At 39.9% G+C, this 15,014-nt stretch carries 14 protein-coding genes; 9 read left to right on the top strand and 5 right to left on the bottom strand.

The annotated features are described in order from the left end of the window. Positions 1-137 precede the first annotated feature (137 nt). Both NYE63_RS05305 and NYE63_RS05300 read right to left on the bottom strand, forming a co-directional pair. Complete coding sequence (locus NYE63_RS05305; protein WP_342604356.1) at positions 138-1,868, bottom strand: phospho-sugar mutase; 1,731 nt, start codon at positions 1,866-1,868, stop codon at positions 138-140. A 152-nt stretch (positions 1,869-2,020) separates the two neighbouring features. Next, on the bottom strand, positions 2,021-3,568 hold the full coding sequence (locus tag NYE63_RS05300) for a GNAT family N-acetyltransferase (protein WP_342604355.1): 1,548 nt from the start codon (positions 3,566-3,568) through the stop codon (positions 2,021-2,023). Positions 3,569-3,770: 202 nt separating this feature from the next. Here NYE63_RS05300 and NYE63_RS05295 point away from each other — a divergent pair, with 202 nt between their 5' ends. Together NYE63_RS05295 and NYE63_RS05290 are read left to right on the top strand one after the other, a co-directional pair. Then, the gene (locus tag NYE63_RS05295) at positions 3,771-4,208 is read left to right on the top strand and encodes a disulfide oxidoreductase (protein ID WP_342604354.1); all 438 of its coding nucleotides are present in this window, start codon (positions 3,771-3,773) and stop codon (positions 4,206-4,208) included. Further along, the gene (locus NYE63_RS05290) at positions 4,208-4,678 is read left to right on the top strand and encodes a thioredoxin family protein (protein WP_342604353.1); all 471 of its coding nucleotides are present in this window, start codon (positions 4,208-4,210) and stop codon (positions 4,676-4,678) included. Before NYE63_RS05295 ends, NYE63_RS05290 begins: the two co-directional genes overlap by 1 nt. A 68-nt stretch (positions 4,679-4,746) precedes the next feature. Here NYE63_RS05290 and NYE63_RS05285 read toward each other — a convergent pair whose 3' ends face one another. Further along, positions 4,747-5,166 (bottom strand): DUF5365 family protein, encoded by a 420-nt coding sequence (locus NYE63_RS05285; RefSeq protein WP_342604352.1) that lies wholly within the window; start codon positions 5,164-5,166, stop codon positions 4,747-4,749. Between the two features lie 232 nt (positions 5,167-5,398). On the opposite strand from NYE63_RS05285, the gene NYE63_RS05280 reads away from it, so the two are divergent. Further along, positions 5,399-6,310: an RluA family pseudouridine synthase gene (locus NYE63_RS05280; RefSeq protein WP_342604351.1), complete on the top strand. Its 912-nt coding sequence runs from the start codon at positions 5,399-5,401 to the stop codon at positions 6,308-6,310. 265 nt (positions 6,311-6,575) lie between these two features. Here the strand turns inward: NYE63_RS05280 and NYE63_RS05275 are convergent, their stop codons facing one another. Together NYE63_RS05275 and NYE63_RS05270 are read right to left on the bottom strand one after the other, a co-directional pair. Next, a complete protein-coding gene (locus NYE63_RS05275; RefSeq protein WP_170946860.1) occupies positions 6,576-6,830 on the bottom strand; it encodes a GlsB/YeaQ/YmgE family stress response membrane protein in 255 nt (84 codons plus the stop codon). Positions 6,831-7,305: 475 nt separating this feature from the next. After that, entirely contained in the window at positions 7,306-8,136 is an 831-nt protein-coding gene (locus NYE63_RS05270; RefSeq protein WP_342604350.1) for an aldo/keto reductase, read from the bottom strand. Positions 8,137-8,532: 396 nt separating this feature from the next. On the opposite strand from NYE63_RS05270, the gene NYE63_RS05265 reads away from it, so the two are divergent. The 6 genes from NYE63_RS05265 to ald all read left to right on the top strand — a co-directional run bounded on the left by NYE63_RS05265 (position 8,533) and on the right by ald (position 14,975). Beyond that, entirely contained in the window at positions 8,533-9,531 is a 999-nt protein-coding gene (locus tag NYE63_RS05265) for an inorganic phosphate transporter (protein ID WP_342604349.1), read from the top strand. A 239-nt stretch (positions 9,532-9,770) separates the two neighbouring features. Beyond that, a complete protein-coding gene (locus NYE63_RS05260; protein WP_063235631.1) occupies positions 9,771-10,391 on the top strand; it encodes a DUF47 domain-containing protein in 621 nt (206 codons plus the stop codon). 15 nt (positions 10,392-10,406) lie between these two features. Continuing rightward, entirely contained in the window at positions 10,407-11,405 is a 999-nt protein-coding gene (locus NYE63_RS05255) for an inorganic phosphate transporter (RefSeq protein ID WP_141993004.1), read from the top strand. 137 nt (positions 11,406-11,542) lie between these two features. Continuing rightward, positions 11,543-12,799, top strand: a complete 1,257-nt coding sequence (locus NYE63_RS05250) for a helix-turn-helix domain-containing protein (protein ID WP_342604348.1) — start codon at positions 11,543-11,545, stop codon at positions 12,797-12,799. 49 nt (positions 12,800-12,848) lie between these two features. After that, positions 12,849-13,670 (top strand): EcsC family protein, encoded by an 822-nt coding sequence (locus NYE63_RS05245; protein ID WP_342604347.1) that lies wholly within the window; start codon positions 12,849-12,851, stop codon positions 13,668-13,670. 171 nt (positions 13,671-13,841) lie between these two features. Then, complete coding sequence (ald, locus tag NYE63_RS05240) at positions 13,842-14,975, top strand: alanine dehydrogenase (RefSeq protein ID WP_076367639.1); 1,134 nt, start codon at positions 13,842-13,844, stop codon at positions 14,973-14,975. The last annotated feature ends 39 nt before the right edge of the window (positions 14,976-15,014 follow it).

Here is a 15,014-nt window from a genome sequence, read left to right as displayed (position 1 = left end):
TCGCCAATACAGTATACCAAAACCGAAGCGGAATTTCCTAGAATTTTGATAATTCATGCTACTAAAAATTTGCCAGAGTCAACTTTTATATAAAAAAACGAAAGACCAAAGAAGTCTTTCGTTTAGCTTTCATACATTTAAACTAATGCTTCAATCTTGCTCATGAAATCTTCCATGACTCCCGATAACTTGGACTCAGCTTCCGGCATTGATTTACCTTGGACACCGAAGTAGAATTTTATTTTCGGTTCAGTGCCTGAAGGACGGAGGCAAACCCATGTACCATCTTCAAGGAAATACTTCAATACATTTGATTTCGGAAGCTCGATTAATTCTTCACCATTTGAAAGTAATGTACGTTTTTTGCCGCTTTGATAATCTTCTTCAGCGACTACCTGAATGCCAGCTATTCGGGCAGGAGGACTTTGACGGAATTGATTCAATATTCCTTGAATCTGTTTCGCTCCCTCAATGCCCTTTAAAGTCAATGAACGCAATCCTTCCAAGTAAAAACCGTACTTTTCAAATACATTCAGCAACCCTTCATATAGTGTCAATCCCTGCTTTTTATAATGAGCACAGACTTCAACAGCCAGCACTGCCGCTTGAATGGCATCCTTATCACGTGCAAAGTCTTTAATCAGATAACCGTAGCTTTCTTCATATCCGAACAAAAAGCTATTTTCTCCGCTTTCATGATACTGATTTATTTTCTCGGCGATGAACTTAAACCCGGTAAGTACATCAACCGTCTTCAAACCATATGACTCCGCAATCGTCCGCCCGATTTCAGAAGTGACGATGGTTTTTAAGACGACTCCATTTTGAGGGAGCTTCCCTTTTTCTTTTTTCTGGGATAGTAAATAATCCAGGAAAAGTGCACCTGTTTGATTTCCAGTTAGGACAACATATTGACCCATCTCGTTTTTCACGGCAATTCCAAGCCGATCGGCATCCGGGTCCGTTGCTATCAATAAGTCCGCTTCTACTTTGTTTCCAAGCTCGATCGCCATTTCAAACGCTGCTGGTTCCTCTGGATTTGGAGACTTCACTGTTGAAAAATCTGGATCTGGCAGTTCTTGTTCCTTAACGATATGCAAATTTTGATACCCTAAGCTTTTCAGTGCCCGTCTGACTGATTTATTTGCCGTACCATGAAGCGGCGTAAAGACGATTGACACATCTATTTCCTCGGCAAGCTGCGGATTCTCGGGAACTGTGAGCAACTCACGGTTATATGCCGCATCCAATTCCTCCCCAATCATTTCAATTAGGCCCTGTCCTTTAAGGACTTCAGCTTCTTCAATTTGAATTTCAAGCTCACTTTCAATGGCATTCACATAGCTGATCACTTGATCCGCTGCTTCCGGTGGCAATTGTGCCCCATCTGGCCCATAAACCTTGTATCCATTATATTCAGGCGGATTGTGGCTTGCCGTGATTACGATTCCAGCAAAAGCATTCAGCTCGCGAACCGCAAATGATAATTCTGGTGTCGGACGCAATTCATCGAATAAATAAGCCTTCACCCCAAATGTTGCCAAGGTTTTAGCTGCTTCGAGTGCAAATTCCGGAGACTTATGTCTCGAATCATAAGCAATCACAGCCCCTCTTCCTTTTGCCTCTTCCCCAAACGAAGAGATATATTGAGCTAACCCAACCGTTGCCTTCCTTACAGTATAAAGATTCATCCGGTTCGTTCCCGCTCCGATTTCCCCACGCATTCCGCCTGTTCCAAATTCTAAATTTTTATAAAAGGCATCTTCGAGTTGTGCTTCATCTCGCTGCATTTCCTCAAGGAGGACACGTAATTCCCCATTTAAATTCTGGTACCCTGCCCAAGTGGTGTATAAAGATTTCCATTCCATCTCCAACATCTCCTCCCAAACGCCTTATTTGTAATTTTTATGTATCTGCCTACATATACAAAATTATCACATTTATCCCAATAAATGAAGTAAAGGCTCGTAATGAAAAGAACCAAATTTGCGTTCTTCCCATCACGAGCCCTTTTCCTTCTTTATTTATCGCCATCTTTGTAATGCAGATTATAAATATCATGGCGGCGATCTTTCAATTGCCTTACAGTACCAGACTGACGCTCCCGCCTTAAGATTTCCAAATCAACATCACCAATCAGGACCATCTCAAGGTTTGGGCTGGTTTCCCCGACTATGCCGTCACGCGCAAATTCGAAATCCGATGGAGCGAAGATTCCAGATTGTGCATATTGGATATCCATATTTTCCGTTTGCGGAAGATTCCCGACCGTTCCGGAAATGACGGTATAAATTTGGTTTTCCACAGCACGGGCCTGGGCACAATAACGAACGCGCAGATAGCCTTGCCTGTCTTCTGTACAAAATGGAGTGAATATGATTTTGGCTCCCATGTCGGTAGCGATCCGGGCGAGTTCCGGAAACTCAATATCATAACAAATTTGTATGGCGATTTTTCCACAATCCGTATCAAAGACACGAACGCGGTCACCTGCGTTAATACCCCACCATTTTCTTTCATTCGGTGTGATATGAATTTTATATTGCTTTTCAATCGTCCCATCACGACGGAATAAATAAGCAATATTATAGATATTGTCATCATCTTCTTTTACGAAATGGGAACCGCCGATGATATTGACGTTATACCTTACAGCTAAAGTGGTAAACAACTCAATATACTGCTCCGTGAAGTCCGACAGTTTCCTTACAGCCAAGCTTGGTGACCTTTCATTCAAGAAAGACATCAGCTGGGTAGTGAACAATTCCGGGAACACGGCGAAATCCGCATTAGCATCCGAAGCAACGTCGGTGAAATACTCGACTTGATTAGCGAAGTCTTCGAATGAATCTATTTTACGCAGCATGTATTGCACGACGCAGATCCTTACCGGTTCGGATGTTTTATAATAACGTTTTGTTTTCGGCTGATAATCGACGTTATTCCACTCCATGAGCGTAGCATACTTATTGGATTGCAGATCATCCGGCAAGTAATTCGGATTGATCCTCATGAGCGTGAACCCATTTAAAAGCTGGAATGATAGAACCGGATCATATATTTTATGCAATTGCACTTCTTTCACATATTCCCTTGGTAACAGTTCATCCGCATGTTTATGGTAATTGGGGATCCTGCCGCCGATAATGATGCTTTTTAAATTCAAATGGGCAACAAGTTCTTTCCTTGAATCATATAGTCTTTGACCAATTTTCATCCTGCGGAATTTAGGATGGACCATGACCTCGATCCCATATAAATTATAACCGTCCGGATTATGGTTAGTGATGTACCCACCATCTGTTACATCGTCCCATGTATGGCGATCATCATATTCGTCAAAATTAATAATGAGACTGGAACATGAGCCAATCACTTTTCCATCATATTCAGCCACGAACTGTCCTTCTGGAAAAATTGCCAGATGGCTCTCAAGCTGATCTCGCTTCCAAGGAACCATTCCTGGAAAGCAACTCGATTGCAAAGCAATTATTTCATCTATGTCTCCTAGCCTCATATTACGTATTTCCATTATTTTTTCATATTTATGCAGGTCCAAATTAGGCATTTTCCTCAGACTCCTTTAATCTCTTCCATAAGAATTATACCCCTTATTCAAAAATTAAAACAGACGAGCCTACCCAAGGTTTTCAAAATTACATTGATAAAATCCATTCTTAATGTCCCTTAAAAAGAATATATATTTTACAGACCCCATCCATACATACTATACTTTTCATGAGAGCAAAAAGAGATGGGGAAGAGGAACCATGAACAATACAAAACGCAGTGTGGATAACTTATTATTTGTTGCCTGGGCTGCTTCCATCATTGCTATGTTTGGAAGCTTATATTTTTCTGAAATTAAGCAATATGAACCTTGTGCACTATGTTGGTACCAGCGGATCATCATGTATCCTTTTACAATCATATTAGGAATTGCAATCATTCGAAAAGATTATTGGATCAGCTTTTATACCATGATATTATCCGCTATCGGTGCATTCATTTCCACATACCATTATTTGATACAAAAGGTTTCATTCTTTTCTGACCACACCCTTGCATGCGGAAGGGTTCCGTGTACAGGACAATATATAAACGTATTTGGTTTCATCACCATCCCGTTCCTAGCCTTGACTGCATTCATCATTATTTTCATTTGCAGTTACATCATATGGACAAGATCCAAGGAGGTTGCAGCTTAATGAAGAAAATGGCTATATTTTTAGTGATAATCGTCGCGATATTTGTCCTGGTGGGCGTTTTTACAAACATGAAAAAAGAAGAAAAAACAAAAGGAAATCCATACGGCAAGGATAAGCTTAAACCCGCTACGGTCGATCAGTTGGATGACCCCAATTACCAAAACTTGATCCTGCCGGAAGAATTGGAGCAGGACCTCCAGGATAACAAAGATATGACCGTTTATTTCTATAGTCCTGATTGCCCGCACTGTCAAAAAACCACGCCAATCGTAGCTCCTTTGGCAGAAAAGTTGGGAATCGACCTAGTTCAATACAACCTTTTGGAGTTTGAACAAGGATGGAGCGATTATGGCATCAAACAGACACCGACCATCGTCCACTATAAAAATGGCAAAGAACAAGAACGGATCGTTGGCTATAAAGACGAGGAAACGTTCGAGAAATGGTTCGAGGACCATGATATTAATTAAGGATGGAAAAAATGAGCCGGCCCTAACGGAAATGCTTCTCCCGTTATAGCCGGCTCATTTTTTTTGCCTTATACTAAATATTGATTCGCCACCTGGATGTCCAACATCTGCATATCATTACTCTCTTCATGGTTTATACTTGAAAAATGGTCATAATAAAAAGGGAAGAATATTCCGTATTCATTCAATAGAGTGATGTTGTGTTGGAACAATTCTTCAGATTTAGATTCCATCACTATAGAATCTTCTTCCTTCTGTTTGTCTAATATCGACATGAGGACTTGAAGACATGTCATGACTTGAAATGCGTCTCTTAATGTTGCCAAGTAAGTAAAGGAACTTTGATTGGGCTTTAAAACGCCAATCTCGCGGAAGTGAAGGATTTCACTTTCCGTAAAGTATTTTGGAAATACAGATTCGTAGAAACGAGAAACGAGACTCGCTATTTCCTGCTCTTGTTCTTCCGTTGAAGAAAAGACCGTCTTCACTAAAAAAACCACCTTTTTTCAGATCCGTTAGACCTATCTATTATATGTATATTCTAGGACAAGCGATTTCTTTCCCCATAGAATAACATAAAAATTGTAAAAAATATGTGGTAATTTCCACCACCAAAAATCTTAGCAATAGGCCCAAGGTTACTTTTTTACAACATATCCGTAATTATTATATATTTTTTTCATTTAAGCACAACCAAACGAGTCGAAAGTAGGAGTTAAATTGGAAAATTTCAAAATAACTAACCAACATTTAATAATAGAAGTTCTCCAAAGTTGGAATGGATTAACATTGGAAAAGCTTTTTAAGGAGCGTTGGAAGGCCCCAAAGAAGCTAGTGCATGAATGGAGGATGAGTAAAGAGGTGACAGTGAACGGGAATTCCGTCACATGGTCGACTATCCTTAACGAAGGAGATACAATCAACATTCCATTATTGGATCAAGCAGAAAATGAAACAATTAAAGCTGAAAATTTAGGAATTTCCATCTTATATGAAGATGACCTTTTGTTGATAGCCAATAAACCGGCTGGAATGGATACTCACCCTTCTCAACCGGGTGAAGCACACTCCCTCATCAATGGAGTTGCGCACCATCTTCAAAAAACCGGCCAGACCTGTATGATCAAGCATATTCATAGGCTTGATAAAGATACCACCGGTGCGGTCCTTTTTGCCAAAAACCGCCTCATTGGATCCATGCTGGATAGAATGTTGGAAGAAAGGGAAATCAAACGGACTTATCTAGCATTAGTCGAAGGAAACATTAAAAAAGATGAAGGAGATATCAAAGAAAAAATTGGCCGTGACCGCCACCATGCCACGAGACGAAGGGTTTCCTCTACAGGCCAGACGGCAGTTACCCATTTTCGGGTGATCAATCGCGATTCCAAGAAAAACTTGACGCTCGTCAGCTGCACCCTGGAAAGCGGCCGAACCCACCAGATCAGGGTGCATTTCAGTCATTTGAATCACCCCTTGGCCGGAGATACCTTATATGGTGGAAAAAAGACATTTCATCGTCAAGCCCTGCATGCAAGGAAAATTGAATTCATCCACCCCATTTCAGAACTAAAAATGATCATTGAAGCTCCTTTCATTGATAGACCTGAAATATTCGACGAGCACATATAATACAAACAGAAACCACCGTTCCATTTCGGAACGGTGGTCTTATTTCTTCATTAATATTATTCCGGAATTGTTGCTTATATTTTTTTGCTTAACCAACGGACGGACTATGTTGGACGGATAATAAAAATCCTTTACGGCCGGATTATCCGCATGTTGGTTCGAATTTTCACACTCTACGGTTGGAATATACGCATGTTGGAACGAAACCAGTTCATTTTGACACAAAAAAAATAGCTGGCCACTTGGGCCAGCTTTATTTTTGTATTTATGACGCTTTTCTCATGCCTTTTAAGATAAGGCTTAAGATGAAGACAAATACGATTGCACCAATCAATGCTGGAATTATTGCAAAATCTGCTACTGAAGGTCCCCAGTTCCCAAGAATTAATGAACCTAACCAAGCTCCAACAAAACCAGCGATAATGTTACCGATAATTCCAAATGGTACGTCACGTCCAACGATCATACCTGCTAACCAACCAATGATACCTCCGATAATTAATGACCATAAAAATCCCATAATATATTTCCTCCTTCAAATTAGTTAATTTTTTAATTCCTGCAGCAGACTCCAAGAAAACCAATCACTTCCATTTTGTCATGCCTGTTTTCAGTTCTTTTAACTTTTACATTCAAATGGTATGATGCCGATTCGCACAATATCTAATGAATGTGAATGTTTTAGTTATTGGGTAGAGTTAGCTAGCTATAGCCCTTGAGTAACTGACTGGACAATCCTCATGTTAGTGAATTTTTTCTTTTTGTTTGCCGCTGTACTCATTATTTTCCCCGTTTAATCAATCTAAAACCTAATTTTTTTTAAAAATATTTGGCAACGAAAACAGGATTATCAGACATATTAAACGGGTATACCATAGGCTTTACTTTGTCACATAGTTAGTATAAGCAGTAACTGTTTCAATTATGTTCACAAAGGAAAAAGAAAAAGGATGCCCCCTTATCGGGACACCCTCCTATCATTTGCAGTATTCTTTTTAGAACAAAAGTTCATCGGGATTGCTACCGAACCGTTCATTTTTGTTTAAAGCATCTATTTGATTCATTTCATTCAGGCTTAATGTAAAGTCAAATACCTGTGCATTTTCCTCGATACGGGATGGCGTAATCGATTTAGGAATTACAACTAGATCATTTTGCAGGTGCCACCTAATCAGCACTTGTGCTGAACTTTTCCCATGCTTCTTCGCTATATGATTAATTGTCGGCTCTTCCAATAGGTTCCCTCTGCCTAGCGGGCTCCAAGATTCTACCTTTATTTCATGTTTTGCACAGTAATCACGAATATCGACTTGAGTCAAAAGTGGATGCAATTCAATTTGATTGACGACCGGTTTCACTTCACTGTTTGCAAGTAAATTTTCCAAATGATGAACATGGAAATTACTTACACCGATTGATTTCACCTTACCATCCTTATAAACCTTTTCCAATGCCCTCCAGGTTTCCAGATATTTATCTTTTCCCGGCCAGTGGATCAGGTATAAATCCAGGTATTCCAAACCAAGGCGGTTTAAACTATCATCAAAAGCCTGGAGCGTCGTTTCGTATCCTTGCTCTGTATTCCACACTTTAGATGTAATGAACAATTCTTCACGAGGCACTCCGCATTCCCGAATCGCCTGACCAACGCCTTCTTCATTTTCATAAATGGCCGCCGTATCAATCGCACGATAACCAACTTCAATCGCTTTCTTGACGGACTCAACCGTTTCATTGCCGTTTTTCACTTTAAATACACCGAAACCCAACTGCGGCATTTTAACACCATTATGTAAGGTGATCGTTTCCCCAATATTTGAAATCATTCCATCATTCCCCCTTACTTTTATTTACCAATTATACATCCCTCCACCTTCTATTTCTAACCATAAGCCTCGGGATTTATAGAGTCCCTTAAGCGAAAACACACCCTTGAATACCATTTATATATATTAAAGGGCACATTTTACCTTTTTAATCATTCACTAAGTTAAATATTTTGTAAAAAAATGACGAAACATCTATCCTTATAGGTATGTAATTCGTTACAATTGTATAGTTCGACCTTAAACCAAGTAAAAAAGAAGGTGCCATCTTTAAAGAATAATCAAATGAAAAACTCCCATTCTAAATATTGGGGAGTTGCAAACAGTCCTGAGCCCATTCATTGGCCACAATCCATGTACACTTTACATACTTGAAATCAAGGGAGTCCTCCATGTATGAATAGCATACTCATCTTAACCGCGCTAATTATTATTTTTGCTTTGGTCTTTGACTTTATCAATGGTTTCCATGATACGGCTAACGCCATCGCTACAGCAGTATCAACCAAGGCGCTTAAACCACGTCATGCAATCATCATGGCTGCGGTCATGAATTTATTAGGAGCACTGACCTTTACCGGTGTAGCCCATACCATTACTAAGGATATCGTTGATCCTTTCACATTGAACAATGGTTCTTATGTAATCCTTGCTGCCCTGCTTTCGGCAATAATATGGAATTTAATCACTTGGTATTTTGGCATTCCAAGCAGTTCCTCCCATGCGATCATTGGTTCAATAGCGGGAGCTGCCATCGTGGCTAGTGGATTCGATGCGATTAAATGGAATGGATTCACTAAAATTGTACAAGCATTGATTCTATCACCTATCCTTGCCTTTACGCTTGGATTCATTGTATACAGTATCTTCAAGGTCGTATTCAAAAATAATAATTTAGGAAAAACCAATAAGCGATTCAGGAGAATACAAATTCTCACGGCGGCCATCCAGTCTTATACACATGGAACGAATGATGCTCAAAAATCCATGGGTATCATCACGATGGCTTTAATCGCTAACGGATATGCCTCTACATCTGAAGTTCCTTTCTGGGTACAATTATCCTGCGCAATAGCCATGGCGCTTGGTACATCAATCGGAGGTTGGAAGATCATCAAAACCGTTGGCGGTAAAATCATGAAAATCCGGCCGGTTAATGGTGTGGCTGCCGATATGACTGGAGCGGCCATCATTTTCGGTGCAACCTTCCTGCATATGCCGGTCAGCACGACACATGTCATTTCTTCTTCAATACTTGGGGTCGGTTCTGCACACCGCATCAAAGGGGTAAAATGGGGAACCGCAAAAAGCATGTTGATCACTTGGTTCATTACATTGCCAATTTCCGCTTCCTTAGCTGGAATCATTTACTATTTGATTGCTTTATTTTTATAGAACCTTTTGCCTTTCCATATCGGAAAGGCTTTTTTTCTACAGATTTTTCCTTTATAAGCGAATGTTTTTTCCCAATTTTTAATTTTCCTTGTTTTTTTATGTAAAGTTTTATTAAGATTTTGTAAATTTTCGTCGAAAAACCTTCCCGGATACTACATGAATTCGTTACAATCAATTTGTTAATACTAAGCGTACGACTAAGGTGCGTAAATTTGCATGACTAATTGGGAGGCTTTAACATGGCTTTTAAATCAAAAAAAGACAAATTCGCAGTAATGCTTTTTAACATCGCTCAAAACCTTAAAGAAGGTGCTGACTATTTCGCGGATTATAAACTCAAAAACATCTCCGATCTAAAAGTATTTTCAGATACGATGAAAGACTATGAGCATAAAGGCGATTCAATGGTTCATAATGTGATTAAAGAGCTGAACAATGCCTTCATCACTCCTATCGAACGGGAGGATATCCTTGAATTAACCATGAGAATGGATGATGTCATAGACGGTTTGGAACACTGTGCGGCATTATTCGAAATGTACTCAATTGTCAATGCAGACGAGTATATGCTTAAGTTTGTGGATGCAATCAAACAGTGTACGTATGAGATTGAAAATGCTGTCGATACACTATCCACTAAAAAATTGCCAATGATCCGTGAAAATGCAATCAAAATTAAAGATCTTGAATCCGTTTGTGACGGAATCCAACGTCAATCAATCAAAAACTTGTTTACAGTTGAAAAAGATCCAATCAGGATCATTCAATATAAAGAAATATACGAAAGCCTTGAAGAGATCGCCGATCACTGTCAAGCAGTGGCCAATACACTTGAAACAATCATAATGAAAAACGCCTAAGGAGTACCCCAATAAATGGATACTTTATTAATTTTAACAATATTAATCGTTTTCTTTGCTTTAGCATTTGACTTCATCAATGGTTTTCATGATACAGCCAATGCAATAGCGACTGCTGTTTCAACAAAGGCCATGAAGCCTAGGCATGCCATCATCATGGCAGCCATCATGAATTTCGTCGGAGCTATGACATTTACTGGAGTAGCGAAAACCATAACGAAGGATATCGTGGATCCGTTCACGCTTCCGAATGGTTCATATGTAATCATGGCTGCTCTGCTTGCCGCTATCATATGGAACCTTCTTACCTGGTATTACGGAATACCAAGCAGTTCCTCCCACGCATTGATTGGTTCGATTGCAGGTGCCGCCATTGCAGCAGCTGGCTTCGCAGGCATTAAATGGGAAGGGTTCATGAAAATTCTTCAAGCTTTGATCTTCTCCCCGCTAATTGCTTTTGCAATCGGGTTTATCGTATACAGTATCTTTAAAGTAGTCTTTAAAAACAATAACCTGACAAAAACAAACCAAAAATTCCGTACTATACAGATTGCTACGGCAGCGCTTCAATCGTATACCCACGGAACGAACGACGCTCAAAAAGCGATGGGTATCATCACGATGGCCCTTATTGCAAATGGTTATGCATCAAGTACCGATATCCCCTTCTGGGTTCAATTCTCCTGTGCGCTAGCAATGGGACTTGGAACTTCTGTCGGCGGATGGAAAATCATCAAAACCGTTGGCGGCAAAATCATGAAAATCCGTCCGGTCAATGGTGTTGCAGCGGATTTAACCGGAGCCTTCATCATTTTCGGCGCGACTGTAATACACATGCCTGTCAGTACAACCCATGTTATTTCGTCTTCAATCCTTGGTGTTGGATCAGCGCATCGTGTCAAGGGCGTAAAATGGGGAACGGCAAAAAGAATGATCATCACTTGGTTCATTACCATTCCCATCTCGGCAACATTAGCAGGGTTGCTCTATCTTTTGATTAACTTCCTATTCTAAAATGAAAAATCAAGTCCCTTCCGGTTTCCATCGGCAGGGATTTTCTGTTTTAACAAAGGATTTATCTATGCTTATTAATAGGAAATCGTTTAAAATTCAAGGAGAAGGAATTTATTTTAGCGAGGGGCAAAATAAAAATGAAGGAATTCGAAAAAAATAGAGATATTTTTAAAGACCTTTATGGAGATATGATGGAGTTTGCCGATAGAATCAGTTCTGTTTTAGGTTGCCCCATTACAATCGAGGACGGTAACCACCGCTTACTTGCTTATAGCACACACGATGATACTACGGATCAGGCTCGTATCATGACCATAATAGGAAGACGTGTCCCTGAAAAGGTCATCAACAGTTTGTGGAAAGATGGCTTCATCCCCGCGTTACTGAAAGAAGATGCCCCCATTAAAATCGGGGCCATCAATGATGTCGGTCTCGGTAACAGGGTTGCGGTTTCCATACGGAAAAATAACGAAGTACTTGGATTCATTTGGGCTTTGGAAGTAAATGAACCTTTCTCCGAAGAAGATATGAAATTTCTGCAATTCGCTGCCAAGGAGGCGAAGAACCAGTTACAGCAATTGCAATTGAAAAAGAAAAGGAAAGAAGCAGGTCATCAAGAGTTCCTTTGGCGCATGTTGACCGGGCACTACCAAGAAGAATCGGAAATAATTGAAAATTACACGAAATTCTCCATCCATGTTCCAGTGGTTTTTGCCATATTGGTATTCGAATTTCCTAAAGAGATCAATCGCGAAGTGGAGCGCTACATTTCATACATGTTAACGACCACCCAAAAGATAAACAGTTCCTTATTTGCCATTGACCATAACAAGCTCATTCTTTTCGCGGGAGCCAACCAGGAAAACAGCCCATCTTTCACTTCATCGATTTATGAGTTCATTCCTTTTTTCATTCTGGAGATGAAACGGCGTTTCGGTGTTGAGCATATCCTTGGAACGGCTGGCAATATGTATAAAAACTTAATGGATGTTAAATCAAGTTACGAAGAAGCTCAATACACCCTAAAAATGAAGAATATTTTCCCAGATGACATGAAACTCATTTTACATTATGAAGAGCTTGGCATGTTTCAAATGATCGAAACACTCGCAAGCAACAAACAGCGTCGTGTTCATCCTTCCATCCTTAAGCTAAAAGCATACGACATGAAAAACCAGACGGAATTGCTGCAAACACTCACTGTGTATCTAGAGAAAGACTGCAACCCTAATGAAGCATCAAAAAATCTTCATATCCATGTGAATACATTGAATTACCGATTAAAAAGGATCTCGGAAGTGGGAAATATCCGGTTAAAAGACCCGATTCAAAAAATGTCCCTCTTTCTTAATATTAAACTTAATCAATATGATGAATTTTTCAATAAAAATTAATGATATATTCCCTGATATGGAATACTAGAAGTGTAGAAAGGTTGATCATATGATATTTGAAACAAAAGAAGAACTTGAAAAAGAATTAAAAATCATTGAAAAATGGGAGAAAGATCAGAAAGGACTATGGTTTTGGGAACGGATTGGGCGGATTCCATTCAAGCTATTGGATAAGTTGACACCGGATTTCATCCAGAAAAAATTAGGCGTCATGCTTGATGAAATCGGCAGCTACATTCAGAATGGCGGAAAATATTTAACGAAAGAAGCTCATATTCTAAGTCAGCTGCAAGCCAAGGTTCCCGAGTTGAATATTAATGACCTGGAAGATGTTTCAAGTATACCCCTCCATATCATGGATAGCGTGAGTCAGGGTATTAAAAATTCAGGCAGCAAATTGGCAACGGTTCAAGGTGCCACTACAGGGATTGGCGGAATCTTCACCTTGGCCATCGACATCCCCCTTCTTCTCGGCATGTCGATCAAAACCCTTCAGGATATCGCCATCACATATGGCTTCAATCCTAGAGACCGCCAAGAACGTATTTTCATCGTCAAATGTCTGCAATTCACAACATCGGATGTTGTCGGAAAAAAGGCTCTATTAAATGAATTGTCGAAAATGAACCAGACTGATTCCCAATCAAAAAGGGAAATTGCATCTGAACTGCAAGGATGGCGAGAAGTTGTTTATACATACCGTGATCAGTTTGGCTGGAAAAAGCTTTTGCAAATGGTTCCTGTTGCCGGAATAATATTTGGCGCCCTTACAAATCGTTCCATGATTGCCGATATAGCCGATACGGGAATCATGCTTTATAAAAAAAGAAGGATTTTAGAGCGCATTCAAGAACCTATTGCAAAGAATTGAATTCAGCTTTAAAAGGATCTTGATCCTGGCGAGTCCATGTTTTTTGAAGCTGCGTTTGTGGAATTCCACAAATACACCTTTTTCATTTTTCTGATTTCCACATACTAACTGTTTCTTTTTCCAACTATACTTGTGATACAAATAGTAAAACATATTATTGGAGGGATTAAGATGAGAATAGGAATTCCAAAAGAGATCAAAAACAATGAAAACCGTGTAGCTATCACTCCAGCTGGGGTTGTAGCATTAGTCAATGCAGGGCACGAAGTATTAATCGAAATGAACGCAGGTCTAGGAAGCAGTTTTACAAATGAATCATATCAAGAAGCTGGTGCTGTTATAGTCGAGGACGCTGCTAGCGTTTGGTCAAGCACAGAAATGATCATGAAAGTAAAAGAACCTATCTCATCTGAATATAAATATTTCCGAAAAGATTTAATCCTTTTCACATATTTACATCTTGCTGCTGAACCGGCACTAGCTCAGGCCCTAAAAGAAAGCGGTGTCTTGGCCATTGCTTATGAAACGGTTGCAGTAAACCGCACACTTCCTTTATTGACACCAATGAGTGAAGTTGCAGGACGCATGGCTGCTCAAATCGGTGCTCAGTTCCTTGAAAAAAATAACGGCGGCAAAGGAATTCTCTTAAGCGGAGTTCCTGGAGTTAAGCGTGGTAAAGTCGCTGTTGTCGGCGGAGGTATGGTTGGAACGAATGCTGCTAAAATCGCTATTGGATTAGGCGCAGATGTTACAATTCTTGACTTAAGCCCTGACCGCCTTCGTCAACTTGATGATATTTTCGGAAATGAACTGACTACACTTATCTCCAACCCTTATAATATTGCAGAAGCAGTCAAAGATGCCGACTTAGTAATCGGTGCTGTATTGATTCCAGGTGCTAAAGCTCCTAAGCTCGTTACTGAAGAAATGGTTAAATCGATGTCTCCAGGTTCAGTCATTGTCGATGTTGCAATCGACCAAGGCGGTATCTTTGAAACGGTCGACCACATAACTACACATGATAACCCTACTTATGTTAAACATGGAGTAGTGCACTATGCAGTGGCGAATATGCCAGGAGCAGTGCCTCAAACTTCTACAGTTGCTTTAACTAACGTAACAGTACCATTTGCACTTCAAATTGCAAACAAAGGTGCCATCAAAGCGATCCTTGAAAATGATGCACTTGCAAAAGGCGTCAATGTAGCGAACGGTGAAATCACGTTCGAAGCAGTTGCCACAGACCTTGGCTACAACTATGTAAGTGTTGAAAACGCCTTAAACTCAAATAACATTAACGCTTAATAAAAAATAAGACTCCAGACATAATCTTGTCTGGAGTCT

It is taken from the genome of Peribacillus sp. FSL E2-0159, assembly GCF_038643155.1.
Taxonomy (GTDB): Bacteria; Bacillota; Bacilli; order Bacillales; family DSM-1321; genus Peribacillus; species Peribacillus simplex.
The sequence above is the reverse complement of the archived record's forward strand: the minus strand, read 5'-3'. Positions and strand labels throughout refer to the sequence as shown.

What these genes read in the sequence shown, in the direction of transcription:
- NYE63_RS05305 (WP_342604356.1), bottom strand. Translation starts at nt 1,868, where the DNA reads ATGGAATGGAAATCTTTATACACCACTTGGGCAGGGTACCAGAATTTA.
- NYE63_RS05300 (WP_342604355.1), bottom strand. Translation starts at nt 3,568, where the DNA reads ATGCCTAATTTGGACCTGCATAAATATGAAAAAATAATGGAAATACGT.
- NYE63_RS05295 (WP_342604354.1), top strand. Translation starts at nt 3,771, where the DNA reads ATGAACAATACAAAACGCAGTGTGGATAACTTATTATTTGTTGCCTGG.
- NYE63_RS05290 (WP_342604353.1), top strand. Translation starts at nt 4,208, where the DNA reads ATGAAGAAAATGGCTATATTTTTAGTGATAATCGTCGCGATATTTGTC.
- NYE63_RS05275 (WP_170946860.1), bottom strand. Translation starts at nt 6,830, where the DNA reads ATGGGATTTTTATGGTCATTAATTATCGGAGGTATCATTGGTTGGTTA.
- NYE63_RS05270 (WP_342604350.1), bottom strand. Translation starts at nt 8,136, where the DNA reads ATGATTTCAAATATTGGGGAAACGATCACCTTACATAATGGTGTTAAA.
- NYE63_RS05265 (WP_342604349.1), top strand. Translation starts at nt 8,533, where the DNA reads ATGAATAGCATACTCATCTTAACCGCGCTAATTATTATTTTTGCTTTG.
- NYE63_RS05260 (WP_063235631.1), top strand. Translation starts at nt 9,771, where the DNA reads ATGGCTTTTAAATCAAAAAAAGACAAATTCGCAGTAATGCTTTTTAAC.
- NYE63_RS05255 (WP_141993004.1), top strand. Translation starts at nt 10,407, where the DNA reads ATGGATACTTTATTAATTTTAACAATATTAATCGTTTTCTTTGCTTTA.
- NYE63_RS05250 (WP_342604348.1), top strand. Translation starts at nt 11,543, where the DNA reads ATGAAGGAATTCGAAAAAAATAGAGATATTTTTAAAGACCTTTATGGA.
- NYE63_RS05245 (WP_342604347.1), top strand. Translation starts at nt 12,849, where the DNA reads ATGATATTTGAAACAAAAGAAGAACTTGAAAAAGAATTAAAAATCATT.
- ald (WP_076367639.1), top strand. Translation starts at nt 13,842, where the DNA reads ATGAGAATAGGAATTCCAAAAGAGATCAAAAACAATGAAAACCGTGTA.